The sequence below is a fragment of the Christiangramia lutea genome (genome assembly GCF_022489035.1).
Lineage (GTDB): Bacteria > Bacteroidota > Bacteroidia > Flavobacteriales > Flavobacteriaceae > Christiangramia > Christiangramia lutea.
The window spans coordinates 544,545-570,264 of sequence record NZ_JAKVTV010000002.1 but is presented as its reverse complement, the minus strand read 5'-3'; the positions used below and the strand labels follow the sequence as shown (position 1 = coordinate 570,264).

Below are 25,720 nucleotides of genomic sequence, written 5' to 3'. Positions count from 1 at the left end.
AGAAATCAACATAATTTAACTTACATTTGCGCCGAAGCAGGCCGCCTTATCGTCCCGACATAATTTCGGGGAGGAAAGTCCGGACACCACAGGGTTAGCATAGTGGGTAACGCCCACCGGTCGTGAGATCAGGACCAGTGCAACAGAAAGAATGTACAGGTTAAGCTGTAGTGAAATCAGGTAAACTCTATGCGGTGCAATGCCATGTATACCGGTATTTAAGGATTACCCGTCCGTTGCCGGAGGGTAGGCAGCTAAAGAGTAGTAGTAATACTATTTTCAGATAAATGATAAGGAGCCCGGTCAATTATCGGGTGACAGAATCCGGCTTATAGGCCTGCTTTTTTATAAAATTCTTAGTAATAGATTAATTTACTCTAAAAATTGACTGTTTTTTGTTAAATCCAATGTCCTTTTTTGGGTTCTTAATTCTCGTGAATTAGGCTTTGAGCCCAGATGATAGCTTCTTCCTTATTCTGAAAAAGTTCAAAAGGGACCGGCGAGAAATTCTTTTCGAAATTTGCAGTTCTAAGCCTGTCAATATTATCACTTAAAACAGCAATCCCTTTTAAAGTATTTTTCTGAATTAGATTAATATAAACTACCGGATTTACATTGTAATCGTATTTCCTGTGAGTAATATAAACGAAGTCTTTATCTTGGAAGTGTTCATTACAGATCTTACGCAACTCTTCCACGTGTTCCTGTCCAATGATAATATCATTCTTTATGGTTGAAATCACTACTGAATCGTAGAATTCAAGATCTGTAAAACTTAAATTAAGCTTCCTTTTAGATTTGGTCATACGGAAAGTTAATAATTATTCGAAGAAACTAAAAACGGAACTGCCGTACTTACGGCTCTCCCGGAAATGTGTTAGATCTGAAAGATCTGTATGCTTTGAATGTTCTAGGATTAATTGCCCGTCTTCCAGCAGGAATTTGTTTTCAAATACTAACTCAACGATTTTAGCAAACTCTTCTTTTTCCAGGTTATAAGGAGGATCTGCGAAAATAATATCTGCTTTTACAGGGCTTCTTTCCAGATATTTAAAAACATCACTTTTTACAGTATTAATTGGAAAGTCTAATTCTGCGGCTGTTTTTTTTATAAACTTAACGCAGTCATAATTTGCGTCTACAGCAGTGATGTTTTCAGCACCCCTGGCGGCAAATTCGTAAGAAATATTTCCAGTTCCAGAGAACAGGTCCAGAACGCTTAGGCTGGAGATGTGGTAATAATTATTCAGGATATTAAACAGAGCTTCCTTGGCAACATCGGTTGTTGGTCTAACAGGAAGTTTCGCCGGAGCTGTAATTCTTTTTCCTTTATGTGTTCCTGAAATAATGCGCATTATAATGATTTTATTAGCAGGTATTCCGAAAGATCTTCCTCCGGTTTGGCCATTTTCTTAAAACTGTAGGGGTGGAAAGGCCCCATGAATGAAATGTTCTTAACGTAATCCCAGGCCATTTTGTACTCTTCAGATTCTTTTTTGATCTCACCCATCATAATCAGATCAAATTTCTCAGGATCCAGTTTTAGCTGTTCAGCAGTAAATAAAAGATAGTAAAGGAAATCCTCTTTAGTATCGTATTCAAAACTATTGGCAAAGATTAGCTTGCCATTTTCGATAATAACTAACTCGTAGAATTTATCATGTACGTGCAAATATGCTTTAGGTCCTGAAACTTCTTTGGGTAAAGAAAGAAGGGATTCTATAAGAATACTCATGCCGTGCATATACTCAAATTCACCATAACGATCAAAGAAATAGTTGGTGATGTTCGTATATGGAATATATACGTTCACTATTTCTTCATTGATATTGTCAAAAGCAATGAAATCGGTTTTTAAGATCCTCGTGTTGAATTTTAAATAACTCGCGGCATTATCTTCATCGAATAGTTTTTCAGGTACAAGACTGAAAAGGGGGTTAGTGTAAATAACAACAACTTCATCTACCTGTTGATTTAGTTCATCCTCCTGTTCGTAGGTAACCTCTATCTTAGCTAGAACCTTAATGGGGTCTAGCTGCTTTTCAAAATTAATTTTTTTGAAATAGCAGATCTCGTTAGTTTCCTTGTCCAGGATACAAAAAGAAAGTCCATTCAGGCTAACCTGAATGGACAGTTTCTTATTGATGTTTTTTTCTTTATTCGCTGTCTCCATATGTTTTTGGCCAGTTACCGCTGGTATTGACCTCACTCATAGATCCTACGCTAATATATCTACCATTAACGTCATCTACACTCTGGATCTCGTTTTCCTGAAGAACCAATGTTCTATCCTGATCATTTAAAATCTTGGCCTTGGCCACTTTTACTTCAAATACCGGGATTTGAGATTCACCTTTAGCAATTGTTCCTGCTTCAAGATCGAATTGTCCGTCTACACCTTCAATAGGAATATTCATCATGTTACGGTATCGCTCTTCATTTCCTTTAAATAAAGAATCCTTAACCGGTACAAATCCTAGAGTATCTACAACCACACTCTCTATATACTGGTCTACACCGTAAGTTTTCTTGTATTCCTCATCAAGGTAAGTAGTATCACGACGTTGAGTAATTGCAAACTCTGCTGTGTCCAGGAATCTAACCAGGCTATCCCAGTTCCCCTGAAATTTTCCAGTTACCTCTTTGTGTGCCAATTCTGAAGCTCTGATATCCTTAAGGTTTTCGATAACCTTAGCGTATCTTTTTTCTTTAATCTTGTTGAATTGGATCGGTTCATAAACCGCGTTGAAAGTAAGATATGCCAGGAAGATAATCACCAACCAAAGAAGTATCTGTATTACAAATCTCATGCTTTAATAGTTTAGGTTTTAATTTGAAGGTTATTGGTTACACGCAAATCTACAACTTTTTTTTATTCGGAAAAGTTTCTGTCATAAAAATCCCTTCTTATCTTTGAGATTTTATGCACTTTCTATGGAAAAAACCACTCCGGATTCCTTTTATAAATTACTGATTGAAGATCTTGGATTTACCGCTACAGATAAGCAGAATATCGCTCTTCAGATGTTGTCTGAATTTGTGGTAAAAGGCGGAAAAGACAGGCTTTTTCTATTGAGAGGATTCGCCGGAACGGGTAAAACGACCATAATTAGTACGCTGGTAAAGAATCTTTGGAAAATACGAAAATCTGGGGTGTTGCTTGCGCCCACAGGTAGGGCCGCCAAAGTGATCTCAAATTATTCAAAAAAGGAAGCCTTCACTATTCATAAGAAGATCTATTTCCCTAAGAAATCGGGTGGAGGCGGAGTTCAATTCACCTTACAGCCAAACAAGCATAAAAACTCCCTGTTTATAGTAGATGAAGCTTCGATGATCTCTGACGATGGAGGAAATTCCAAATTGTTTGAAAATGGCTCTCTCCTAGACGACCTAATTCAATATGTCTACCAGGGTCATAATTGTCAGTTAATTCTTATTGGGGATACTGCCCAGCTGCCACCGGTAAAAATGGACCTTAGTCCGGCGCTGGAGGAACAGAAGCTGGAAATGAACTATAATAAACAGGTTTCTTTTATAGAGCTAGATGAGGTGGTTAGACAGAGTGAAGAGAGCGATATTCTTCACAACGCGACTTTGATAAGGGAAAGTCTGCAGGAAGAATTTTACGAAAGCTTTCAGTTTGAACTTTCTTCAAATGCAGATGTAGTTCGATTGGTGGATGGATATGAAATAATGGACGCTATCCAGGATTCTTATGGAAATGATGGGTATGAGGATACCAGTATCATCGTAAGGTCTAATAAAAGGGCAAACATGTATAATCAGCAGATTAGATCACGTATTCTTTTTCAGGAAGAAGAACTTTCTGCGGGTGACTATCTAATGGTTGTAAAAAATAATTATTTCTGGGTTAAACCTACCAGTGAAGCCGGTTTTATTGCAAATGGTGACATTATCAAGGTACTTGAAATCTTCGGATTTAAAGAATTATATGGATTCCGATTTGCCGAGGTAAAAGTGCAAATGGTGGATTACCCGAAAATGAGGCCTTTTGAAACTGTGATAATGCTGGATACCTTAACCAGTAATACACCTTCCCTGAGTTACGAAGAATCCAATAAACTGTATGAAGAGGTGAAAAAGGATTATGCTGATGAAAGGTCTAAGTATAAACAGTTTATGAAGATCAAGAATAACAAATACTTTAATGCCTTACAGATAAAGTTTTCCTATGCGATCACCTGTCATAAATCACAGGGTGGCCAGTGGAAAAATGTATTTATCGAGCAGCCATACCTGCCAAACGGGGTGGGTAAGGAATACCTGAGATGGCTATATACTGCAGTAACAAGAGCCCAGGATAAATTATATCTCATTGGATTCAATGATGACTTCTTTGCATCTAACTAATTCTTATTTTTACAAAAAAATCTATGAAAGGACCAGCCAGAAATAAGATCATTGCGATGATCCCTGCCAGATATGATGCCTCAAGATTTCCGGGTAAATTAATGAAAGACCTTAACGGTAAAACGGTGATCACCAGAACTTATGAGGCTGCCGTGAATACAGGCTTGTTTAATGATGTTTACGTCGTAACAGACAGTGAGATCATCTTTGACGAAATAGTAAACGAAGGTGGGCAGGTACTTCGCAGCCAAAAGGAACATGAATGCGGTAGCGATCGTATTGCTGAAGCTGTAGAGCATATGGATGTGGATATAGTAGTAAATGTACAGGGTGATGAACCATTTATAGATAAAAATAGCCTGGCAAAACTTCTGGAGGTTTTCGATCAGGAAGGAGCAGAGGAGATAGATCTCGCATCTTTAAAGACTCCTTTGCTAGAAAGTGATGAGATCACCAATCCTAACAGCGTTAAAGTAATAACTGGTAAGGAAGGGTTCGCACTTTATTTTTCCAGATTTCCTATTCCATATCCCAGGGATACTAATGCCGAGGTAACCTACTACAAACATATTGGGATATATGCTTTTAGAAAATCTGCTTTAATGGATTTTTACCGACTTCCCATGCTGCCTCTTGAAGCGGCTGAAAAAATCGAATGTATCAGGTACCTGGAATATGGCAAAAAGATCAAAATGGTGGAAACCAGCGTGAAAAGTATTGGGATAGATACCCCCGAGGATCTTGAAAAGGCCAGAAAGATCTTTAGTTAGAACTAACGGCCTCTTTGTAAGTCTTTAGTGCTCGCTCCCGGGCTTCCTTGTGGTCAACCATTTTTTCCGGGTAATCATCTGTACCGAATTCAGGAACCCACTCCTTTATGTATTTATGGTTTTTATCGAATTTATCAATTTGGGTACTTGGGTTAAAAATACGGAAATAAGGTGCGGCATCAACTCCGCTTCCGGCAATCCATTGCCAGTTACCCACGTTTGAAGACATTTCATAATCAAGCAGTTTTTCAGCAAAATAGGCTTCGCCCCAGCGCCAATCGATCAATAGATGTTTACATAGAAAAGATCCAACCAGCATCCTTATTCGATTATGCATATAACCAGATTCATTTAATTGTCTCATTCCGGCATCAACTAGTGGGTAACCCGTTTTTCCCTGTTTCCATAATTCGAATTCTTCCTTGTTGTTTCTCCAGTTTATCCGGTCATATTTCTTTTTAAAAGCATCGGTAACTGTGTTAGGATAATGAAACAATATCTGCATAAAGAATTCCCTCCATACTAGTTCATCCAGAAATGTTTTATTTCGCTGTTTATCTGCTTCTCTAACCATTTGACGGACGCTCACTGTGCCAAACCTTAAGTGTGGACCCAGTCTTGAAGTCCCTTCAACCGCAGGATAATCTCGCTTTTTTTCATAATCCTTAATGAGTCCGGGAGTGACCTGGTAATCTGGTACTTTCAAGGATGATTTTTTGAACCCCATATCACCCAGACTTAAATTAGGAAGCCTGCTATTTTGAATAAAGTTGTCCATATACCTGGAAGTATAATGGAAATCTAATTCTGTATTACTGAATTTATCTCTCCAGGTATTTTTATATGGAGTGTAAACAACATAAGGATCACCATCCTGTTTTACTACTTCATCCTTTTCAAAAATCACCTGATCTTTAAAGTCGAGAAATTCAATATCCTTTTCCTTTAAAAGATCTTTTATCTTTTCATCTCTTTCTTTAGCATAGGGTTCATAATCCCGGTTGGCGTAGACTTTATTTATCTCATAATCTGAAATAATCTCTTTGAATACTTTTTCCGGAGTACCATGAAACATGGCGATGGAACTACCATTTTCATCCTGAAGCTTGTTACGCATTTCCTGAAGGGTTTCGAAAATAAAAGTTACCCTGGCATCGTCTTCAGGCAGTTTATCAAGTATTTCTTTATCAAATATAAAAATAGGGAGAACCGGGGAATCATCTCTAAGTGCTGCTTTTAAACCGGCGTTATCATCTAATCTTAGATCTCTTCTGAACCAGAAAATATTCACTTTTTTACTCATTAAATACTGTTTATAGTAGATAATCCGCCGTCAACTCCAAGGACCTGTCCGGTAATCCAGCCGCTGTTCTCGCTTAGTAAAAAGGCAGCCAAGTTTGCGATATCTTTTGCTTCTCCAACTCGTTTAAGCGGATGGCGTTGATCCATTTTCTTTCTTTTCTCATCGCTGGAAAGGAGTTTTTCGGCCAGGGGAGTATCAGTAAGTGAAGGTGCAATGACATTTACCCTGAAATTTGGTGCATATTCAGCAGCAAGTGATTTTGCAAAACCTTCAATTGCTCCCTTGGCTGCGGCCACATTTGTATGAAATGGCATTCCCACCTTTACGGCCACGGTGCTAAAAAAGACCAGGCTCGCCTGTGATGAATTTTTAAGTTTATCCAGAACACCTTTTACAGATCTTACCAATCCAAAAAAGTTAAGCTGCATCTCTTTTTCAAAATTCTCTGGCTTAATCATTTTAAATGGTTTCAGGTCTATACTTCCTGGACAATATACAAGTCCATCGAGCTGGTCTGGAAGATCAAGGTCCTCAATATCGTCTTTAAGTACATCAAAATCAAGATGTTTAACTTTTTCAGTATCGAGGTCACCTGTATTCCTTGAGGCAACAATAATGTTATGATTGCTTTTTAAAAGTTCTGAGATTTGAAATCCAATCCCAGTTGAACCTCCAATTAATAATATGTTTTTACTCATAATGTTTAGTTTAAAATATCCTTTTTGAGAACTCTTTTGTCCTGCTCATTCTGTTCTTTAAATTCACCAAACAGGTCCGTGAGTTTTTTTTTGCGATAATCAAATATTTCCTTCAGTTTTGGCTTTACCAGAAATGGATGAGCCATCTGCCCGATAATACCAAAGGGAAGTTTGTAATCTATGATATCCTCCATCTCAACACCACCTTTTATAGGTTTGATGAAATGTTTGTGATGCCATAAGGCATAAGGACCAAATCTTTGTTCATCAACAAAGTATTCACCTTCTTTTACGTGAGTGATCTCGGTTACCCATTTAGTTTTTATTCCTGCAACAGGAGTTACAATATATTGTATGATCTGCCCTGAATACATCGGCCTGTCAGCTCCAGATAAGATCTCAAAACCCATATAATCTGGGGTGATGGTTTTCAAATTGGCTGGAACTGAAAGAAAATTCCAGGCCTCCTCTGGACCAATAGGTAGTTTTTGAACACTACGAAGGGTATAGATCTTCATTTATTTGATTTTAAGTAAAGGTAGAATTCATTTTGTTTAAAAAGAAATATTAAAAGTTAAACAAAAATTAAAGAGCTAGAGACAAAAAGTTTGAAATAATCTGCAGATAATAGGCCTTCTTACTATATTTACCTTAAACTAAATAATTCTATAGCATGAAAAAACTACTAGCAATTGCATTTATCTTTTGCCTTACATTCTCTGTAGGTGCACAAATTCAAACACCTCAACCCAGTCCGTTCGGAAAGATAGAACAGAAGGTTGGACTTACAGATGTAAGTGTAGAGTATTCCAGACCGGCCATGAGAGGAAGAACTATTTTTGGAGATCTTGTTCCTTATGGAGAAGTATGGAGAACCGGGGCAAACGCAAACACTAAGATCAGTTTTAGTGATAACGTCAAGATAAATGGTAAAGAACTTAAGAAAGGCTCTTATGCAATTTATACCAAACCAGGGAAGGAATCCTGGGAGGTAATCTTTTACTCTTCAACAGATAACTGGGGTGTTCCGCAAGAATGGGATGAAAGTAAGGTTGCCTTAACCGCTACCGCTAAAACCATGGAAATGCCAATGGAAATGGAATCTTTTACTATTCTCGTAGACAATATTGACCACAGCTCAGCCGATCTTAACTTCATCTGGGAGAACACAATTGCCATGTTGGAATTTGTGGTTCCTACAGATGAGAAGGCTTCTGCAAGTATAGAAAGAGTTATGACCGGACCATCTGCAAACGACTATTTTGCAGCAGCATCCTATTATCATGAAACCGGTAAGGATCTTGATAAGGCCTATCAGTGGGTGAATAAGGCTACAGAAATGGCCGGTGATCAGGCATTCTGGATGTTAAGAAGAAAATCACTTATAGAAGCAGATATGGGTAAAAAGGAGGATGCGATTGCAACAGCTAAAAGATCTTTAGCTTCAGCTGAAAAAGCAAATAATGCAGACTATGTAAAGATGAATAAAGAATCTATCGCAGAATGGGAGGGAAGTAAATAATTCCCGACTATAAATTCTAAAGGTTTTCTGTTCGTTTAATTTCGTCAGGCTGAATTTATTTCAGCTTCTCAAAAGATACTGGAACAAGTTCAGGATGACGTCAAAATTGAACAGAAAACCTTTTTTCCTTAATATTCTAAACCGATCTTTTCCCGGATCTGATCTAAAAGATTCATTAGGTCTCTTGTGTGATCCAGGCTCCAGATATCACTTTCTGTCTTTCCCTGTAAGATCATTTTTGCAACATGTTCCGCTTCGAAATTATAGCCGTTGGTTTCTATCCCAAAATCTATATTTTCTTCCTTTCCTTCAGAAAAAATGGTTACTGAGGTAGGTTCATGAAATCTTGGATTTAGAACGATCTTTCCTTTTTCTAATTCAATTTCAGCAGTGGTTGGAGTTTTTTCCTCTAAGGTGGAATAAAGCTTTGCCTGAATTCCTTGCTTATAATTGAATTTTATATCACAGTTGATATCGACCTCCGTCTCAGTAAATTTAGCTTTCGCTTCAAGATCATTTGGCATACCCAGCAGGCTGTAGGCCATAAAAACAGGATAAATTCCAATATCAAGAAGGCTTCCACCTCCTAGAGACTTATTAAATAATCTTCCGCTTTCATCATATTTAGCCTTAAAACCGAAGTCTGCTTTTAAAGATTTGATCATACCCAAATCGCCTGATCGCAGCTTTTCGGTTACAAATTGAAAATGAGGTAAGAACCTTGTCCATAAAGCCTCCATAAGAAAAACCTTATGTTTTCTAGCCAGTTCTATCATTTCATTCGCCTGAACTGAATTAATGGCAAAAGGTTTTTCACATAGAACTGCTTTCCCGTGTTTTATGCACTCCATGGTCAGCTCGTGGTGAAATGCATGTGGAGTGGCAATATAAATAGCATCAACCTCACTATCTCTCATAAGTTCAGCATAAGAACCACAGGCTTTCTCTGCCTTAAACTCTTTAGAGAAAGCATGAGCCTTATCTATATCCCGACTGGCCACCGCGTATAGTTCTGAGTTGTGAACCGAACTGAGTCCCTTTGCAAATTTGTTCGCGATCTTACCAAGACCTATTATTCCCCATTTTATCTTCTTCTTCATGTTGTCTCTATTTCCGTATTATTTGAGGTGAACGATTGAATTATAAAAGCAATAAGAATTACCAGGGCGCATCCAAGCACATTCAGCCATAAATAGGGCATTAAGTTCAGCTCAAAAACCAAGAATATGATCGCCTGGGTAATGATCGCTGCGATAAAAACCGCGTTGCTTTTCACATATTTCATGAAGAATGCCAGTAAAAAGATTCCAAGTACATTCCCATAGAATAAGCTTCCAATAATATTTACAAGTTGTATAAGATTGTCGAAAAGATCTGCCAGGCTGGCGAAAGCTATCGCTATAACTCCCCACATTAAAGTGAACCACTTAGACGCCGCCAGGTAATGCTCTTCGCTTTTTGCCTCTTTGTGGTTCCTACGATAGAGGTCAATAACAGTTGTTGATGCCAGAGCATTAAGTTCTGAAGCCGTCGAGGACATTGCGGCGGAGAGGATCACGGCAAGTAACAAACCAATAAAACCTCTTGGAAGATTGTTCAAAATGAAATGAATAAATACATAATCCTTGTCGTTGCTTTCAGCTTCTTCATCTGAAGCATCTATAAAAAGTTTTGCCTCTTCCCGAACCTCTTTTTGCTGTTCTTCTAATTGAACATATTTCTTTTTAAAATCAGCAACCTGCTGCTCAGATAAATTATCCTTGTTTTCAGCATAGTTAAGGGTTAATTTTTGTTTTTTCTCCTGAATATCCTCATTGACTAAGATCAGATCCTTGTATTGTTCGGCATAGTTTGAACTTAGAACAGTTTCGGTCGCTGCCGGATTGAAATTTAAAGGAGCCGTATTGAATTGATAAAATACGAACACCATTACCCCAACCAATAAAATGAAAAATTGAAGTGGTACTTTCAACAAGCCGTTGAATATCATACCCAATTGACTTTCCCTTACCGAACCGCCGGAAAGATATCTTTGCACCTGACTTTGGTCTGTTCCAAAATAGGAGAGGGCCAGAAAACTTCCTCCAATAAGTCCGCTCCAAAGAGTATAGCGATTTTCAAAATCGAAGGAATAATCGAGAATATCCATTTTCCCACCAGTACCGGCTATTTGTAAAGCATCAGTAAATCCAACAGATTCTGGCAGGTAGCTTAGAATTATAAAAAATGCGACAACCATCCCGGTAAAAATCACTGCCATTTGTTGTTTGTGAGTAAGGCTTACCGCTTTAGTTCCTCCAGATACAGTGTAGATTATCACCAGAACTCCGATTATTACAGTTAAATAAGTTAAGTTCCAGCCAAGAACGGCAGAAAGTACGATCGCCGGTGCAAATATGGTAATTCCTGCTGCAAGGCCTCTTTGCACGAGAAATAAAATTGCGGTTAAAGTCCTGGTTTTTCTGTCGAACCTGGATTCCAGGTATTCATAAGCGGTATAAACCTTCAAACGGTGATAAATGGGTATAAAAACCATACAAATGATCACCATGGCGATAGGCAGTCCAAAATAGAATTGAACGAATCCCATTCCGTCATGATAGGCCTGTCCCGGTGTGGAAAGGAAAGTTATGGCGCTGGCCTGGGTGGCCATTACAGAAAGCCCAATGGTCCACCATTTGGCATTTTTTCCTCCGCCTATATAATCTTCAACGCTTACACTTCCTCGGGATTTATAAACTCCATACCAAACGATAAAAGCAATGGTTCCGGTAAGAACAATCCAGTCTATTAATTGCATATCAGGCGAAATAATTCATTATTAAATAAAACGCCAGGATATAGATTGCGTTTGCGATTAAGACAAGGGTATACGTTTTTTTCCAATGGTAAGATTCGGGTTTTTCCATTATTTACCAATTGAAATTAGGTTAGCGAAAAGTCTGAAAGCACCAGGAACCGCTTCCGGGAATTGCCTGAAAAAGCTAATTCCGGTATATATATAATATCCTTCTCCATATTTTGCTACCAGTAAACTTCCCTGTTTAGGTGTTTCCCCTTTATCATGCATGCTTAGAACAGGAGTGAAGTTTTCATCCCAGCTCCCCGGAAAATATAATCCTCTTTCCTGAACCCAATTTTCAAAATCGGCTTTAGAAAGTTTATTCGGAGTATTCAGAACAGGATGCTCCGGAGCAAGGAAAGTCACCTCTGCGTTTTCGTTGGTAACCCGATCTCGTGATAAGTTTAATGCAAAAGGTGATAAATTATCTACGACCAATCCACGGTTGGTATTATACTGAACAATCATGGTACCGCCATTTTTTACATATTTATGAAGTTGATCTTGTTTGAATTTTAAGTCATCCAGTATATTGAAGGCTCTTATTCCAAGAACTACGGCATCAAATTTTTCAAGTGCAGATACTGAGATTTCAGAAGGTGTGATTTTAGTGACGGTATATCCAATTTGCTCAAGACTTTCAGGAACCACATCACCGGCTCCTTCGATGTAAGCAATTTGCTCACCTTTTTTACTGATATCCAATTTCACCAGTTTCAGGCTTGCCGTTTTTACCAGATTTTGATCTGGAATATGTTCGTAATTGATCTCGATCAGGCTTTGGTTATATACTTTTCCTGCGATAGTTGCTTCAGGATTAAGCCTGCTTTCACTTTGCCCTTCAGGAGGAGTGATCTTAAATTTCAGGTTTTCGGTCCCGCCTGACTGAGTTATGGAAAATTCAGTTTTTATTGGTTCGATCTTCCAGTCTTTTCCTGCCTTCAGGTTTAGTTCCCCGACAATATCAGGTCGCTTTGAAGTCACCTGTATTGTAATTTCTTTCGCTTCGGTATTATTGAAAATTAAAACATCCTCTTCAAATTTCAGGTCCACAGGGGGTACGATCTCAAAGTTCTTATAGGTTTCACCAAACACGTTGTCATTGTACTTGTAAACCACCGGCTTTTCAAAAGTGATTGAAGTCCCGTTAAATTCGACGATAAAAGAAGCTTTCGTATTTAAAGGTGTTTCCGCAAGTCCTCTTAATTTTTGATCTTTAACAGTATACATTCCCATGCTACCTTCTTCTTCCAACCAGTATGGAGTTGTGAAATTAGCAGCTGCCGGAATTCTAAAGGTCATTTCGCTACTCCAGTTCTTGTTATTCGTTAAATTAATCCCAGGCTCCAAAACAGAGTTGTTAGGAGTTAATTCAACTCTTTTAAGGAGGATTTTCTTATCACTCCTATTGATCGCTTCCAGGCTAACCTGTAATTCTTCAGAAGGGGTTATTGCTGGTTTTTCAGCAACAGCCTCCAGGTACAAACCGGAACAGGCATAAATGATATTTTTTATCTGTTCTGTTTTTACTTCTTTCCAGTGTCCATCTTCAAGGTTCTGAATAAGATTATAGGCTTTAAGAAGTTGTGGCAGACTTTTGGAAGGATCCTCAAAACTGAATTTTTCTTCAACTTCAGCAAGGATTTTCCCAATCTCGTCAGCATTTTCAACACGATTCCAGCTTGTGTCTATCCCATCGAAAATATCTGAATCTTTAGATGGAAGGTCACCCTTCAATAATTCCAAATATTCGAATTGCTCACCACGTGTACCTGTGCTTCCGAATCCCTGGGATCTATGTTGGCTACGGCTAATTGAGGCTATTTCGGTATTAGATTTTCCTCTTAACGGAAAGTAGGTTCCGGTGTCAAAACTTACAAAATTAGATTTATCAGCTTCCCTGAATGTTTCGTCTCCACCGTAGAACCATGGCGAGGTGTTAAAGAATAGTCTTTTTGGTTGATAAGGCTTAACAAATTTCAACTGATCCTCATAAGCCTGTTTAGATCCTGCAAGGTCGAAAGCTTCAACGCTTAGAATTGCTGAAGAGGTGTGATGCCCGTGAGTGCTTCCCGGCGTGCGGTGGTCGAAGCGATTGATGATAACATCTGGTCTGAATTTTCTTATGATCCAAACCACATCACTTAAAACTTCATCCTTATTCCAGATCTCCAGGGTTTCGGAAGGCGCCTTGGAATACCCAAAGTCATTGGCCCTCGTAAAGAATTGTTCACCACCATCTACTTTTCTTGCAGCAAGTAATTCCTGGGTGCGAATTAGACCTAGTTGTTCTCTAAGTTCAGGTCCTATTAAATTCTGCCCGCCGTCACCTCTTGTTAGTGATAAATAGGCGGTCCTGGCATTCTTTTCGTTCGAAAAATAGGAGATGAGCCTGGTGTTTTCATCATCTGGATGTGCAGCAATGTAAAGCACTGAACCTAAAAAGTTCAGTTTTTTAATATTGTTATATATTTCAAGGGAACTCCATTTTTCCGGAGCCTGGGCCTGGCTAAATGAGAAATTAAGAAGAAGTAGAGCAAAAACTAATTTTCGCATGGAATAAAGGGTTTTACCAAATATAAAAACTTTCAGTTCTTCTCTGGGTAATTTTAGGCTAGTTTTAAAAATTCAGAGAGCATCTTTCCCTTCATCATACCTGCCGTGAACTTCTATTAAAGAAACCGCTTTTTGGAGGATCAGGTTGTTAGGATAGGTTATAAGTTCTCCATCTGAAGTTCTCAAATGAAGATGAAAGGCCTTAATATCTTCAATTTCAGCTTCAATAGGCATATCCTTATCGTGTATCTTTATCGTATCGCCAATCTTATAAGGGAAAGAAAAGAACATGATGATTCCCGAAGTGATATTACTTAGAATAGACCAAATGGCAAAAAGGGCAACTCCAATAATGGCAAATACCGAGGAGAAGATTAGCGACAGTTCAGCGATTCCTACACCCCAGGCAAAAGAAAGTAAAAATGCCGCGATCAAAAATATGAGTATATTTATGTATTTGAACATAAGCCTGGTTCGGGTGATGTTGATCTCGCTTCGTTTTCCAACCTTGTTCGCAGCTTTTTTCAAAACAAATTGGATAACTAATAAGAGGATCACTACTGCCAGTGAGTATACCAGTTGTTCGCGATAAGTTAAAAGTAGGTCGTACATTAATTTAACTCCAGTTTTTGCCGTAAAGGTAGATTTTTATTCGAATTTTTATTCCAGTAATCCGTCTTAATTTGTGCTTTTTTAACCGCCTTTGAAGTTAATATTTCCACATTTTCACCAAAGCCTGAAGGATAGGATTCCTCCCATTTTTCTATGGAATATGGAAAGCCCCTACTGAAATAAATCTTCAATACTCTTTCAAGTTCCGGGTATTCCAGGGTATAGATGTTGAAATTTTCTATAGTGTAGAACTCTCCGGTAGCAGCATAAGCCTTTATTTCTTTGTGGCTAAGTCTCAAATATTCTAAGGATGGGATCATTTTAAAATTTCCCACAGGTACACTATCCGGGTCTATTCTTAAAACATTCCAAATCTCATTTTCCAGGTAAGTCTTTTCAAGACTGAAATCCAGATCTGCTTCCCCTTGAAAGTAGGAGTGGCTAGTAACCTCAAAATTATTTCTATTGTTTAGTTGTGTATAAACCTGTCCGCACCATTCCTGAATAGAGGCTGAAACTTTTAGTGCATGCTCTGTTCCGTCAAGTGGATAAAAACTGCTTTGCATGATACTGTAGGGGTAAATCCCGGTCAGGAATTTTTTCGTAGCATTCAGTTTTAAAACCGAAATATTCTCAGATTCTGAAGAATTTGCCTTCACCTGTTCCTCGGGAAGAAAATCTTCTGTTACATAAATGAGTACGGCTTCTCCGGTTCTAATTTCACCATACCTGGCCTGTTCCAGTTCATAGGAAGTGATCTCCGCAGTTCCGGAATACCAGTAATCTTTGAATTCCTGGGATAAATTAAGTGATTTTTTTTCCTGGGAAGACCGGGCACAGGATGCCAGGATCAATATAGAGCCAAGGAAGAATGCGGTAATTCTCATTTTTCTTTTAAAAATACAAAAATCAGATTTCCAATAATTCCCTGAGGGTTTTATATACCATTTGTGTAGGTAAACCTACAACATTAAAGTAACTGCCTTCAATCTTTTCGATGCCTATCAAACCTATCCATTCCTGAATGGCATAACCACCGGCCTTATCGAACGGCTTGTAGTTGGTTACATAATAATCTATTTCCTCATCGCTCAATTCTGTAAAAAACACTTTTGTAGTATAATTCAAAACCTTTTGAGAATTTGAAGTTGTAAAGCAAACTGAGGTGATCACATCATGTTCTTTCCCAGATAAAGATTTGATCATACTTACCGCCTGGGCATGATCTGAAGGTTTTCCAAGAGCTTTCCCATCATTATACACAATGGTATCACTGGTGATCAAAATTTGATTTGTTTCCAGGTTTTTAAAAGCCTTGGCTTTTAAAACAGCTAGATAATTGGTGATATCCTCTTTTTTCAGATTTTCAGGATAAACTTCATCAATTGGCCTAACGTCTATCGTAACCGGAATTTCCAGTTCCTGAAAGAACTTATGTCTTCTCGGGGAACCTGAGGCCAGTATGATCTCGTGATTTTTAATGAATTCTTTCAGCATAATTTATAATAATATGAATTGCAATAAACCTATAGAAATTAACCCGAAGAAAAGGACGGCTTTTAATATCTTACTTAGCAAAGCAAATTCGGTTTTCTTTTCCGCAGTCCAGATATTAATCTGAAAATAGAGTAGTGGGGCTACCAGCAAAAATAGTGTATAAACTACGGCTCTGGTATTTTCAAAAAGGTATTGATAAATGTAGTAGATCAAAAATCCTAGTGGGATAAGGCCAATTACAAATAAGATTTTATTGGTTCGGCTCTTTCCGAAAACAATAGGCAGGGTTTTATAGCCTGCATTGTAATCTCCATTAATATCCTGCTGATCCTTAACGATCTCTCTTAAGAAATTGATCAGAAAAGCAAAAATGGAATAGTCTATCAGAATAGAAAAGATGGTAGACTGGGTTTGTTGATTTTCAGAATTGATAGCCGGAAGAAGATCGTATAAGCCTACACCAATAGGAATAAGACCTACAATTAGGCTAACCAAAATATTGCCTACCAGGATAGTCTGCTGGAACTGCGAATTATATAAGTATAGAATAGCAGAACCGAATATAAAAAAGGCCGTGAATCCCGGCTTGCCTATCATATTCGAAAGATAAAAACCAAGCCCGACTCCAATAATCGTTAGAACAAAGAAAAGTCGGTAGGCCGACTTTTCTGAGATCTTATTCTTTATGAAGGTACGATCGGGTTTGTTTTTTAGATCGGCCTGAACATCAAAAATGTCGTTGATGACGTAACCTCCGGCAGCAACCAAGACCACAGCGAGTACCAGCATTGAAAAACCAAACAGGTTTAAGGTGATGGAAACCCCAAATGGTTCGAAAAGTCCGTATTTGATAAGAAACATCGTAAGAGCAATGAATACGAGGTTTCCAGCCCTTACCAGTTTGAGGTAGTTCAACATGTTGTAATTAAGAATTTTTATCGATCCATTTACCCTGAACTTTCATCACCTGCTCTATAACGTCTCTTACGCATCCTTCTCCACCTTTTTGATGAGAAACATAAAGCGATACTTCTTTTACTTCAGGAACAGCATCCTGGGGACAACAAGGTAATCCTACAAGTTTCATAGGATAGTAATCTGGTATATCATCACCCATATAAAGAACCTCCTCGGGTCTTATTCCGTAGATATCAAAGAATTCATCCATTTGTTCTACCTTATCACTTACTCCCAGGTAAATATCGGTGATGCCTAGATCACGTAAGCGGGCACGAACACCTTCGTTTTTTCCACCGCTAATAATGCAAACGGTATAACCGGCATTATGCGCCATTTTCATGGCATAACCATCTTTGGTATTCATGGTTCTTAGTAATTCGCCTTTGGTTGAAATTTGAATATTCCCGTCGGTAAGTACGCCGTCAACATCAAATACAAATGTTTTTATCTGGTTTAGATGCTCTTTATAACTCTTTTCCATGTAGTTTTTGAATAGATTCGGTTAATATAGTATATATCTTTTTTTTGTCATCATCCAGCAATTCCAGATGAGCAGAAATAGTTTTTTGATCATTTCTTAAAGCAGGTCCTGTTTGGGCTGAAAATGGATCCAGGGTCTCAATCTTAGAGAAGGTTTCTTTGATGAGCGGTTTTAGGATCTCGAAAGGAAGATCATTTTTTTTGCAATAATCATCGGCTAAAGCGAAAAGATGATTGCTGAAATTATTCACAAAAACCGCAGAAACATGCAGTGCTTTTCGTTGTTCTGAATCTACCTCAAAAACCTTGTCGCTTATTTGTGCAGCTATTTTTTTCAAGGATTTTAAGTTTTCCTGGGAATTTGCCTCCAGACAAACAGGAATATCCTTAAAATTCACAGGTTTATTCTTGGAGAAAGTCTGTAAAGGATAGAAAACTCCATGGTTTTCGTATTTCGTCAGTACTTCCATGGGCTGACTACCGGATGTATGTGCGATAATACCAGTTTTAAGCTCGAGTTCTTTCGCAACCTCCTCTATAGCTTCGTCTTTTATGGCTACCAGATAAAGGTCTGCATCTTTTACCTCTTCGAGATGTGATATTCTCCGTTTTGGGTCATTAACAAAATCCAAGTGAGCTTTATTTCGGTTAAAAACCTGGATCACATCGAATTGCTCATTCTGGGAAAAGCTTTGGTATAAGTGAAATGCCACATTTCCCGCACCAATAATTACCACTTTAATCATGCGGCTAAAATACCAAAAATTTCATGCGAGTGAAATTAACATTTGTGCACTGGAGATTGAACAGGGATAAGCCCTGAAAACTGATAATAAATCGTTAAATTTGCAGCCGTTAAAATGACACTTCTTCCATGCAGAAAAAAATAGCCTCTATCCTTTTTTCTACCCGCATTATGGCCGTTTTATTTATAATTTTCGCAGTAGCCATGGCCATGGGTACATTTATAGAAAGTTGGTATAGTATTGAGACCGCAAGAATCCTGATTTATAATACCTGGTGGTTTGAGGGGATCATGCTTTTCCTTTTGATCAATTTTATTGGTAATATTAAGCGTTACCAGCTTTATAAAAAAGAGAAATGGAGCACCCTGTTGCTTCACCTTGCTTTTATCTTGATCTTAATTGGTGCCTTTGTAACCCGATACATTAGTTATGAAGGAATAATGCCGATTAGGGAAGGGGAAACCACGAATACTTTTATGAGCCAGGAATCTTACCTCACATTTTTTATCGATGGTGAGATTGATGGAAATGCCAGAAGGCGGGTTTTACAGGAAGACGTTCTGTTCGGGCCTGAGGTTGAAAATGATTATAAACTGAATACAGATTTTAACGGTCAGCCGGTTAAGTTCGAGGTAACCAATTTCATTCACGGTGCTGAAGAAGCTCTGGTACCAACTGAAGATGGTGAGAATTATCTTAAGATCGTAGAAGCTGGTGACGGTAATCGTCATGATCACTACCTGAAACAAGGAGAGGTTAGTAATATTCATAATGTTCTTTTTACACTGAATAGTCCGCAGGATGGAGCGATTAATATTCAGTTAACTGAAGAAGGCGAATACCTTATCGATTCACCATTTGATGGTACCTATATGAGAATGGCCGATCAAAAACAGGGGGAATTGGTAAAAGATTCTACACAAACCCTGATGTTGCGATCTCTTTATAACCTGGGAGCAATGCAATTTGTAATTCCAGAACCTGTCATTAAAGGGGAGTATGATATAGTTCCTACAAATCCGAAGACCAAGGAAGACATGGACGCCGTGACGGTAAAGGTGACTTCAGAAGGTGAGTCTGAAACTTTGACCTTACTGGGAGGCCAGGGAATTGTAGCAGATCCAGTGCAGGTTAATCTTGCTGGACTTGAGATTTTCCTGAATTACGGTAGCATTGAAAGAGAACTTCCATTCGCTTTAAAATTGAACGATTTTATTGCGGAAAAATATCCCGGAACAGCAGACAGACCAACTCCTGGTTATGCATCCTTTAAAAGTAAAGTTGAAATCATTAAAGAGGGAGAAGAACCCGAGCCTTACGATATCTATATGAATCATGTGCTAGACGAGCAGGGCTACAGGTTTTTCCAGTCCAGTTTTCAACCTGATGAGAAGGGAACCGTACTTTCAGTAAATCGTGATTTCTGGGGAACCTGGATTACCTATATAGGTTACTTCCTGTTATATTTTGGATTAATGTGGATATTATTTGACAAGAATTCAAGATTCGGACATCTTGAAAAGACATTGAAGAAGATTAAAAAACGTAAAAAATCTCTGGCGACTATATTGTTGCTATTTGTGGCTTCTTTCGGAATGAATGCCCAAGATGAAGATCACGATCATATAGATGCTGAAATTTCCCAGATAGACAGCATTATTACCAAAAACGCGGTAAGTAAAGAACACGCCGCAAAATTCGGAAGGCTCATTATTCAGGATGCAGGAGGGAGAATGAAACCTGCGAATACCTATTCTTCAGAGTTGCTAAGAAAACTGAGTAAAAGTGATGAATATGCCGGTTTAACCTCAGATCAGGTGCTTGTATCGATCACTGAAAATCCGGTATTCTGGTACCAGGCTCCGCTTATATATGTAAAAAAGCATAATGACAGTCTTCATAATATGCTCGGAGTTGAGGAAGGGAAGAAATATTTAGCTTTAACCGATTTCTTCGACCAAAGAGGTAATTATAAATTATCTCCTGTTTTAGAAGGAGCTTATAAAGCGGCCGTTCCAAATCAGTTTCAAAAAGATTTCATCGAAACAGATAAGAAAGTCAACCTGCTTTACCAGGCAGTACAGGGAAAAGTATTGAAGATCTTCCCAATTCCGGAAGATGATAATAATAAATGGGTTTCTTATCCAGAGGTTGAAGAGGCTAATTTAACCGGTATGGATTCGGTTTATACCAAGCAGATCCTTCCATTATATATGAACGCCCTGAGGACTGCAAGAGAAACTGGTGATTATTCGAAAGCTGATCAATATCTGGAAAGCATAAAAAGTTACCAAACCAAATTTGGTAGTGAAGTGATGCCTTCAGAAGAAAAGGTGAACGCCGAAATTCTTTATAATAAATATGATGTTTTCAGAAATCTATTCTGGATGTATATGTCGGCCGGATTATTAATGCTGGTATTTGTGATTGTTCAGATATTTAAAGACAATGAATTCATACGAGGGCTTATTAATATAAGTGCTGGAGCAATTATCGTTTTATTTGTGGTGCATACAGCCGGCCTTGCTGCCAGATGGTATATTTCTGGTCATGCACCATGGAGTGATGCGTATGAGTCTATGATCTATGTGGCCTGGGCTACGATGTTCTTCGGACTTGCCTTCGGTAGAAAATCGAATTTAACCATAGCATCAACTGCCTTTGTTACTTCAATGATACTTATGATCGCGCACTGGAACTGGATGGATCCCGCCATTGCAAACCTACAGCCTGTACTGGATTCCTACTGGTTAATGATACACGTTTCCGTAATCGTTGGTAGTTACGGCCCGTTCACCCTGGGAATGATCCTGGGTGCGGTAGCGCTTATACTCATGATACTTACAAATGAGGAGAACAAGAAGAAAATGGAGATCAATATTCATGAAATCACTGTGATCACTGAAATGGCTCTCACCGTTGGCCTTGTTATGCTTACAATAGGTAACTTTTTAGGCGGGCAATGGGCTAATGAAAGCTGGGGAAGATACTGGGGCTGGGATCCAAAAGAGACCTGGGCGCTAATTAGTATTTTTGTTTATGCATTTGTGATTCATATGAGACTGGTGCCTGGCTTGAGAAGTCGCTGGTTCTTTAACCTGATGGCCATTGTTGCATTTGCAAGTATTATGATGACCTATTTTGGTGTAAACTTCTATTTAAGTGGTTTACATTCTTATGCAAGTGGAGATAAGGTGATCACTCCAAGTTTTGTTTATTACTCAATCGCAGTTGTGGCTCTTCTGGGAGGATTGTCTTACTGGAAATTCAAAAAGCATTTCGCCAAAAATTAGGCATTTTAAAGTCAATTAATCCTGGGAAGGTTTTATAGATAAATTAAACTGAAATGAAATTTAAAAATATAGTAAACCTTCTCTTTATCTTCTGTGGTTTACTGGTTTCAGCTCAGGATCTACCAGAAGAAATTCAACAGGAAATTATCAGGAGAACAGAACTCGAAATAAATCCGGGTATTTCTTTAGGTATTTTGCTTCCATCAGGCGAGACCATGTATTACAATTTTGGGGAAATCAATGATTCCGGTAAAAAGCCAGATAGTCTTACTTTATATGAAATAGGATCGATTACTAAGACTTTTACTGCGTTTCTTGTAAGGCAACATTTAGTAGAGTACCTGGATACCTCACTTTCTCATTTCTTTCCTGAGGTTGAAAACCATGCGCTGGAAAATATTAAAATTTCTGAACTAAGAAATCATACTTCGGGAGTTCCAAGATTATCGAATGAGTTTTCGCCTCAAGACTGGTCAGATCCCTATAATGATTATTCCAAAGAAAAACTCTTAAGCGAATTACAAACTCTTGAATTCATACCAGATAGTTTAAAAACCTGGAGTTATTCAAATTTTGGATATGGAATTTTAGGAAGGGCTATGGAGAAAAAAACGGGTAAGGATTTCGAAAGGTTGATGGGAGAATTATTGAAAAAGGCCGGACTAAAAAACACCTATTTAGATCATTCCGTTGGTGAAGAAAATATTGCTCAACCCACCAATTTAGGTTTACGAAATAAGTTCTGGCATTTTAACGGCCCCAGCAGGTATGCCGGAGCTCTTATTAGCAACACACATGATCTTTTGAATTACCTGAAATTTCGGAAAGAGAACAATGACATCTTTAAACCTGGGACCATTCACAATACGATACCTACCGGGATTAAAAATTTAGGTAATAGCGAATTGAATTTTAAAGACGGCTGGTTTGTTATGAAACCAGGTCGAAATTCTGAAATCTTAATTCATAATGGTGGAACCGGAGGCTTTACTTCTTTCATTGGCTATAATAAGAATAACCAAACCGGAGTAGTTATTCTCTCTAATTCAGGTAAGCTAAACGATGATATTGGGCTAAAATTGATGCTTCCTGGATTCCCTTTAAAGAAGCCCGAGAGAACTATCGCTTATGAATTGGCCGATCTTATTGAATCTGGAAAAACTGAAAATCTTGTTGATGCATATGTTTCTCTGAAGGCGGAAGGTTTTCCAATTAATATCGTGAATATTTACTGGCTGGAAAGACTTAATTTTGGCAATGAAAATTGGCAGGTAAGCGATCAGTTAAGTGATATTATGGTGGAGGAATTACCCGAAGACTGGGAGGTTTGGGATATCAAAGGTCAGAATTACGAGAGCCTGACGATGTATGAAAAAGCGGAAGAAGCTTATCAAAAGGCCCTCGAGCTAAATCCAAAAAAACGAACACTGAAATTAAAAATTGAACGAAACCGAAGGAAAGCAAATAATTGAATATTGAAATATAAAGCCCCTGAAAATTTCAGGGGCTTTATATTTACTTCAAGATATTTAGGGTTCTATTTCAAATTTCCAACCATATCTTTTGGGTCTACCCATTTGTCGAACTGCTCCTCGGTTACGTAACCAAGATTTGCGGCTTCCTCTTTCAGGGTCGTACCATTTTTATGTGCTGTATTGGCAATTTCTGCCGCCTTATAATATCCAATTTTTGTATTCAATGCAGTTACCAGCATTAAAGAGTTCTCTAGATGTTCTTTAATTCTAGGAGTATTCGCCTCAATACCTTTTGCACAGTGCTCTTCGAAGGAAGTACAGGCATCTCCCAGAAGCTGAGCACTTTGCAATAGCGCGTTTGCCATCACTGGTTTGAAAACATTCAGTTCAAACTGCCCCTGCATACCTCCAACACTCATGGTAGTATCATTTCCTATTACCTGTGCACAAACCATGGTTAATGCCTCACACTGGGTAGGATTTACTTTTCCGGGCATAATTGAGGAACCTGGCTCGTTTGCCGGGATATTGATCTCCCCAATTCCGCTCCTTGGTCCGGAAGCCAGCATTCTAATATCGTTTCCTATTTTATTTAAGGAAACGGCCAATTGCTTTAATGCTCCGTGGGTTTCTACAAAAGCATCATGGGCAGCCAGGGCTTCAAATTTATTACCGGCAGAAACAAATGGCATATCAGTAAATTTCGCTATGAATTCAGCAACTCTTTTTGAATATCCTTTAGGCGTATTTAAGCCTGTTCCAACTGCAGTTCCTCCTAAGGCAAGTTCAGCCAGGTGAGGAAGAGTATTCTCCAGCGCCCTAATTCCGTAATCCAGTTGAGCAACATAACCGCTAAATTCCTGGCCAAGGGTTAGGGGGGTAGCATCCATGAAGTGAGTTCTCCCTATTTTTACCGTCTCTTTGAAATCTTCAGATTTTTGCTTAAGGGTATTTCGTAGTTTCTTCAGGCCTGGCAAAGTTACCTTGGTAACTTTAGCATAAGCAGCAATATGCATTCCTGTTGGAAAGGTATCGTTGGAAGACTGAGATTTGTTTACATCATCATTAGGCTGAAGTGTTTTTTCTCCTTCGCCGATAGTTTTTCCAGCTAACTGATGTGCCCGGTTAGCTACCACCTCGTTCACATTCATATTACTTTGAGTACCGCTTCCTGTTTGCCAGATCACCAGTGGAAATTGATCGTCATGATTTCCTTCAAGGATCTCATCACAAACTTTGGCGATAAGATCTCTTTTGTCTACGGTTAAAGCTCCCAATTCACAATTCGTATATGCAGCTGCTTTCTTTAGATAAGCAAATCCATAAATAATGTCCAGCGGCATGGAAGAAGCCGGACCGATCTTGAAATTGTTTCGCGAACGTTCGGTTTGGGCACCCCATAATTTATCTGAAGGAACTTTAACTTCCCCCATAGTATCTTTCTCTATTCTGTAATCCATAATGCAAAAATTGGTTGTTTCGCAAAGTTAAGGTTTCACAATTTTCTTTAAACTAAAAAATCTTTAAAATTAAATTTCAAAGAATACCGTCTCTTTTTACGATTACCTTAAAATACAAAATCTTATATCTTAAAAAATAGGCTTATGATAATTTGATAAAGTAAATTTTAGATTATACGTAAAAACCTGTAAAACAGTTATTTATACGCAAACTACAGGAATTTTCCACTTCCAGAATATACTCTTAAACCTTAATTTTATTCCTTAATTATTTAAACATCAGTACTATGAAAAAGCAAAGTTTCATTTATCTGTTAATGTCGATTGTAATAGGGATTTCTTTAAGCTGTAGTTCTGATGACGATAATAATATAAATTCAGAGCAATATTTAAATGCGAGCGTTAACGGTTCAGAATTTTTATCAGACGAAAATATGGCTCCGCTTGGATTTAAGAGAATTCTCACCCCTTCGGGAAGGATTAATCTTCAAGCAAAGGCAATATCTGCTGAGGGTAATATTATTGAAATTTTTATTGATAATTATGTGGGGGCTGGAAAGTACTATTTTGGTAAAGATATTTATAGTCAGAGCTGGGTGAGTTATCAAAGCCCTTTACGAACAGAAGCCTGGAGAATACATCCCGGTGAGGCTCTGAACCTACAATCTAACTTCATTGAAATCAGTTCAATTACAGATAATTTCCTGGAAGGTAAAATAGGTTGCAGAGAATTGATTAGTGGCCTGCCCGATAATTTTGGAGAAATGGACGGTGAATTCAGACTTTTCCTTTTTGAATAAAATTTGATCCCAACCAGAACATTTAAAGTTAGTTATATTCAGCCGAGAAAAATTAAACAGTTATTTTTTGTGATAAGCGCTGTAGACTTCCTATCTTTGGCAAGATTCAAATCAAACTCTGAATGTTATGTTCGAATTCGATCAATACCTTGGTTTCTTAGCATTTTTAGCGATATTAACGATGGGTTTCTGGCTTATGATCTTTCTAATGGCTTTCCTTCCTTACTGGATTGGAGGTTCTGTTGGAGAGTTGATCAAAGAAAAACGCGAAGAACGCAAAAAAGCTAAAGCGGAAAAAGCATAAAAAAAGGGACTTTAATTAGTCCCTTTTTTTA

24 protein-coding genes and 1 other RNA gene are annotated in these 25,720 nt (G+C 38.2%); 8 read left to right on the top strand and 17 right to left on the bottom strand.

Annotated elements, in window-relative coordinates:
* Nucleotides 1-33: 33 nt before the first annotated feature.
* Nucleotides 34-348: RNase P RNA component class A (gene rnpB, locus ML462_RS08960), an RNA gene on the top strand.
* A gap of 77 nt (nucleotides 349-425) precedes the next feature.
* On the opposite strand, the gene ML462_RS08955 is transcribed toward rnpB, so the two are convergent.
* From ML462_RS08955 to ML462_RS08940, 4 genes are read right to left on the bottom strand one after another with little or no spacing between them, the layout of a single operon-like run.
* Nucleotides 426-806, bottom strand: a complete 381-nt coding sequence (locus tag ML462_RS08955) for a hypothetical protein (RefSeq protein WP_240713465.1) — start codon at nucleotides 804-806, stop codon at nucleotides 426-428.
* Between the two features lie 15 nt (nucleotides 807-821).
* The gene (locus ML462_RS08950) at nucleotides 822-1,355 is read right to left on the bottom strand and encodes an RsmD family RNA methyltransferase (RefSeq protein WP_240713464.1); all 534 of its coding nucleotides are present in this window, start codon (nucleotides 1,353-1,355) and stop codon (nucleotides 822-824) included.
* Nucleotides 1,355-2,173: a DUF3822 family protein gene (locus tag ML462_RS08945; RefSeq protein ID WP_240713463.1), complete on the bottom strand. Its 819-nt coding sequence runs from the start codon at nucleotides 2,171-2,173 to the stop codon at nucleotides 1,355-1,357. The genes ML462_RS08950 and ML462_RS08945 overlap by 1 nt, the downstream gene beginning before the upstream one ends.
* The gene (locus ML462_RS08940) at nucleotides 2,157-2,810 is read right to left on the bottom strand and encodes a hypothetical protein (protein WP_240713462.1); all 654 of its coding nucleotides are present in this window, start codon (nucleotides 2,808-2,810) and stop codon (nucleotides 2,157-2,159) included. Before ML462_RS08940 ends, ML462_RS08945 begins: the two co-directional genes overlap by 17 nt.
* A gap of 124 nt (nucleotides 2,811-2,934) precedes the next feature.
* Here ML462_RS08940 and ML462_RS08935 point away from each other — a divergent pair, with 124 nt between their 5' ends.
* Both ML462_RS08935 and kdsB read left to right on the top strand, forming a co-directional pair.
* Entirely contained in the window at nucleotides 2,935-4,371 is a 1,437-nt protein-coding gene (locus tag ML462_RS08935; protein WP_240713545.1) for an ATP-dependent DNA helicase, read from the top strand.
* A 23-nt stretch (nucleotides 4,372-4,394) separates the two neighbouring features.
* Nucleotides 4,395-5,141: a 3-deoxy-manno-octulosonate cytidylyltransferase gene (gene kdsB / locus ML462_RS08930; protein WP_240713461.1), complete on the top strand. Its 747-nt coding sequence runs from the start codon at nucleotides 4,395-4,397 to the stop codon at nucleotides 5,139-5,141.
* Here the strand turns inward: kdsB and ML462_RS08925 are convergent.
* From ML462_RS08925 to ML462_RS08915, 3 genes are read right to left on the bottom strand one after another with little or no spacing between them, the layout of a single operon-like run.
* Entirely contained in the window at nucleotides 5,134-6,444 is a 1,311-nt protein-coding gene (locus ML462_RS08925; RefSeq protein WP_240713460.1) for a cryptochrome/photolyase family protein, read from the bottom strand. The genes kdsB and ML462_RS08925 overlap by 8 nt on opposite strands.
* Complete coding sequence (locus tag ML462_RS08920; protein ID WP_240713459.1) at nucleotides 6,444-7,142, bottom strand: SDR family NAD(P)-dependent oxidoreductase; 699 nt, start codon at nucleotides 7,140-7,142, stop codon at nucleotides 6,444-6,446. Before ML462_RS08920 ends, ML462_RS08925 begins: the two co-directional genes overlap by 1 nt.
* A gap of 5 nt (nucleotides 7,143-7,147) precedes the next feature.
* Entirely contained in the window at nucleotides 7,148-7,660 is a 513-nt protein-coding gene (locus ML462_RS08915) for an SRPBCC family protein (RefSeq protein WP_240713458.1), read from the bottom strand.
* Nucleotides 7,661-7,815: 155 nt separating this feature from the next.
* On the opposite strand from ML462_RS08915, the gene ML462_RS08910 reads away from it, so the two are divergent.
* Nucleotides 7,816-8,664: a DUF2911 domain-containing protein gene (locus ML462_RS08910; protein ID WP_240713457.1), complete on the top strand. Its 849-nt coding sequence runs from the start codon at nucleotides 7,816-7,818 to the stop codon at nucleotides 8,662-8,664.
* A 128-nt stretch (nucleotides 8,665-8,792) separates the two neighbouring features.
* Here ML462_RS08910 and ML462_RS08905 read toward each other — a convergent pair whose 3' ends face one another.
* From ML462_RS08905 to ML462_RS08865, 9 genes are all read right to left on the bottom strand, one after another.
* On the bottom strand, nucleotides 8,793-9,764 hold the full coding sequence (locus tag ML462_RS08905) for a Gfo/Idh/MocA family protein (protein WP_240713456.1): 972 nt from the start codon (nucleotides 9,762-9,764) through the stop codon (nucleotides 8,793-8,795).
* Nucleotides 9,761-11,464 carry a sodium:solute symporter family protein gene (locus ML462_RS08900; protein ID WP_240713455.1) on the bottom strand — a complete coding sequence of 568 codons (1,704 nt, stop codon included), beginning with the start codon at nucleotides 11,462-11,464 and terminating at the stop codon, nucleotides 9,761-9,763. Before ML462_RS08900 ends, ML462_RS08905 begins: the two co-directional genes overlap by 4 nt.
* A 108-nt stretch (nucleotides 11,465-11,572) precedes the next feature.
* Nucleotides 11,573-14,062, bottom strand: a complete 2,490-nt coding sequence (locus ML462_RS08895; RefSeq protein ID WP_240713454.1) for a PIG-L family deacetylase — start codon at nucleotides 14,060-14,062, stop codon at nucleotides 11,573-11,575.
* A 72-nt stretch (nucleotides 14,063-14,134) separates the two neighbouring features.
* Complete coding sequence (locus tag ML462_RS08890) at nucleotides 14,135-14,674, bottom strand: mechanosensitive ion channel domain-containing protein (protein ID WP_240713453.1); 540 nt, start codon at nucleotides 14,672-14,674, stop codon at nucleotides 14,135-14,137.
* Nucleotides 14,674-15,561, bottom strand: a complete 888-nt coding sequence (locus ML462_RS08885) for a septum formation inhibitor Maf (protein ID WP_240713452.1) — start codon at nucleotides 15,559-15,561, stop codon at nucleotides 14,674-14,676. The genes ML462_RS08890 and ML462_RS08885 overlap by 1 nt, the downstream gene beginning before the upstream one ends.
* 22 nt (nucleotides 15,562-15,583) lie before the next feature.
* Nucleotides 15,584-16,171 carry a Maf-like protein gene (locus ML462_RS08880; RefSeq protein ID WP_240713451.1) on the bottom strand — a complete coding sequence of 196 codons (588 nt, stop codon included), beginning with the start codon at nucleotides 16,169-16,171 and terminating at the stop codon, nucleotides 15,584-15,586.
* Nucleotides 16,172-16,174: 3 nt separating this feature from the next.
* Nucleotides 16,175-17,089 (bottom strand): geranylgeranylglycerol-phosphate geranylgeranyltransferase, encoded by a 915-nt coding sequence (locus ML462_RS08875; protein WP_240713450.1) that lies wholly within the window; start codon nucleotides 17,087-17,089, stop codon nucleotides 16,175-16,177.
* 7 nt (nucleotides 17,090-17,096) lie between these two features.
* Complete coding sequence (locus ML462_RS08870; protein WP_240713449.1) at nucleotides 17,097-17,612, bottom strand: KdsC family phosphatase; 516 nt, start codon at nucleotides 17,610-17,612, stop codon at nucleotides 17,097-17,099.
* Nucleotides 17,596-18,357 (bottom strand): Rossmann-like and DUF2520 domain-containing protein, encoded by a 762-nt coding sequence (locus ML462_RS08865; RefSeq protein WP_240713448.1) that lies wholly within the window; start codon nucleotides 18,355-18,357, stop codon nucleotides 17,596-17,598. Before ML462_RS08865 ends, ML462_RS08870 begins: the two co-directional genes overlap by 17 nt.
* Before the next feature lie 128 nt (nucleotides 18,358-18,485).
* Between ML462_RS08865 and ML462_RS08860 the strand changes: the two genes are divergently transcribed.
* Entirely contained in the window at nucleotides 18,486-21,650 is a 3,165-nt protein-coding gene (locus ML462_RS08860; RefSeq protein WP_240713447.1) for a cytochrome c biogenesis protein CcsA, read from the top strand.
* A 53-nt stretch (nucleotides 21,651-21,703) separates the two neighbouring features.
* Complete coding sequence (locus ML462_RS08855) at nucleotides 21,704-23,122, top strand: serine hydrolase domain-containing protein (RefSeq protein WP_240713446.1); 1,419 nt, start codon at nucleotides 21,704-21,706, stop codon at nucleotides 23,120-23,122.
* Between the two features lie 65 nt (nucleotides 23,123-23,187).
* On the opposite strand, the gene fumC is transcribed toward ML462_RS08855, so the two are convergent.
* A complete protein-coding gene (gene fumC, locus ML462_RS08850) occupies nucleotides 23,188-24,585 on the bottom strand; it encodes a class II fumarate hydratase (RefSeq protein ID WP_240713445.1) in 1,398 nt (465 codons plus the stop codon).
* 287 nt (nucleotides 24,586-24,872) lie between these two features.
* On the opposite strand from fumC, the gene ML462_RS08845 reads away from it, so the two are divergent.
* A complete protein-coding gene (locus tag ML462_RS08845) occupies nucleotides 24,873-25,385 on the top strand; it encodes a hypothetical protein (RefSeq protein ID WP_240713444.1) in 513 nt (170 codons plus the stop codon).
* 127 nt (nucleotides 25,386-25,512) lie between these two features.
* On the top strand, nucleotides 25,513-25,689 hold the full coding sequence (locus ML462_RS08840) for a hypothetical protein (RefSeq protein ID WP_240713443.1): 177 nt from the start codon (nucleotides 25,513-25,515) through the stop codon (nucleotides 25,687-25,689).
* The last annotated feature ends 31 nt before the right edge of the window (nucleotides 25,690-25,720 follow it).

Bases quoted from the DNA above. Each gene is read 5' to 3' on its own strand.
- ML462_RS08955 (WP_240713465.1), bottom strand. From the start codon at position 806: ATGACCAAATCTAAAAGGAAGCTTAATTTAAGTTTTACAGATCTTGAA.
- ML462_RS08950 (WP_240713464.1), bottom strand. From the start codon at position 1,355: ATGCGCATTATTTCAGGAACACATAAAGGAAAAAGAATTACAGCTCCG.
- ML462_RS08945 (WP_240713463.1), bottom strand. From the start codon at position 2,173: ATGGAGACAGCGAATAAAGAAAAAAACATCAATAAGAAACTGTCCATT.
- ML462_RS08940 (WP_240713462.1), bottom strand. From the start codon at position 2,810: ATGAGATTTGTAATACAGATACTTCTTTGGTTGGTGATTATCTTCCTG.
- ML462_RS08935 (WP_240713545.1), top strand. From the start codon at position 2,935: ATGGAAAAAACCACTCCGGATTCCTTTTATAAATTACTGATTGAAGAT.
- kdsB (WP_240713461.1), top strand. From the start codon at position 4,395: ATGAAAGGACCAGCCAGAAATAAGATCATTGCGATGATCCCTGCCAGA.
- ML462_RS08925 (WP_240713460.1), bottom strand. From the start codon at position 6,444: ATGAGTAAAAAAGTGAATATTTTCTGGTTCAGAAGAGATCTAAGATTA.
- ML462_RS08920 (WP_240713459.1), bottom strand. From the start codon at position 7,142: ATGAGTAAAAACATATTATTAATTGGAGGTTCAACTGGGATTGGATTT.
- ML462_RS08915 (WP_240713458.1), bottom strand. From the start codon at position 7,660: ATGAAGATCTATACCCTTCGTAGTGTTCAAAAACTACCTATTGGTCCA.
- ML462_RS08910 (WP_240713457.1), top strand. From the start codon at position 7,816: ATGAAAAAACTACTAGCAATTGCATTTATCTTTTGCCTTACATTCTCT.
- ML462_RS08905 (WP_240713456.1), bottom strand. From the start codon at position 9,764: ATGAAGAAGAAGATAAAATGGGGAATAATAGGTCTTGGTAAGATCGCG.
- ML462_RS08900 (WP_240713455.1), bottom strand. From the start codon at position 11,464: ATGCAATTAATAGACTGGATTGTTCTTACCGGAACCATTGCTTTTATC.
- ML462_RS08895 (WP_240713454.1), bottom strand. From the start codon at position 14,062: ATGCGAAAATTAGTTTTTGCTCTACTTCTTCTTAATTTCTCATTTAGC.
- ML462_RS08890 (WP_240713453.1), bottom strand. From the start codon at position 14,674: ATGTACGACCTACTTTTAACTTATCGCGAACAACTGGTATACTCACTG.
- ML462_RS08885 (WP_240713452.1), bottom strand. From the start codon at position 15,561: ATGAGAATTACCGCATTCTTCCTTGGCTCTATATTGATCCTGGCATCC.
- ML462_RS08880 (WP_240713451.1), bottom strand. From the start codon at position 16,171: ATGCTGAAAGAATTCATTAAAAATCACGAGATCATACTGGCCTCAGGT.
- ML462_RS08875 (WP_240713450.1), bottom strand. From the start codon at position 17,089: ATGTTGAACTACCTCAAACTGGTAAGGGCTGGAAACCTCGTATTCATT.
- ML462_RS08870 (WP_240713449.1), bottom strand. From the start codon at position 17,612: ATGGAAAAGAGTTATAAAGAGCATCTAAACCAGATAAAAACATTTGTA.
- ML462_RS08865 (WP_240713448.1), bottom strand. From the start codon at position 18,357: ATGATTAAAGTGGTAATTATTGGTGCGGGAAATGTGGCATTTCACTTA.
- ML462_RS08860 (WP_240713447.1), top strand. From the start codon at position 18,486: ATGCAGAAAAAAATAGCCTCTATCCTTTTTTCTACCCGCATTATGGCC.
- ML462_RS08855 (WP_240713446.1), top strand. From the start codon at position 21,704: ATGAAATTTAAAAATATAGTAAACCTTCTCTTTATCTTCTGTGGTTTA.
- fumC (WP_240713445.1), bottom strand. From the start codon at position 24,585: ATGGATTACAGAATAGAGAAAGATACTATGGGGGAAGTTAAAGTTCCT.
- ML462_RS08845 (WP_240713444.1), top strand. From the start codon at position 24,873: ATGAAAAAGCAAAGTTTCATTTATCTGTTAATGTCGATTGTAATAGGG.
- ML462_RS08840 (WP_240713443.1), top strand. From the start codon at position 25,513: ATGTTCGAATTCGATCAATACCTTGGTTTCTTAGCATTTTTAGCGATA.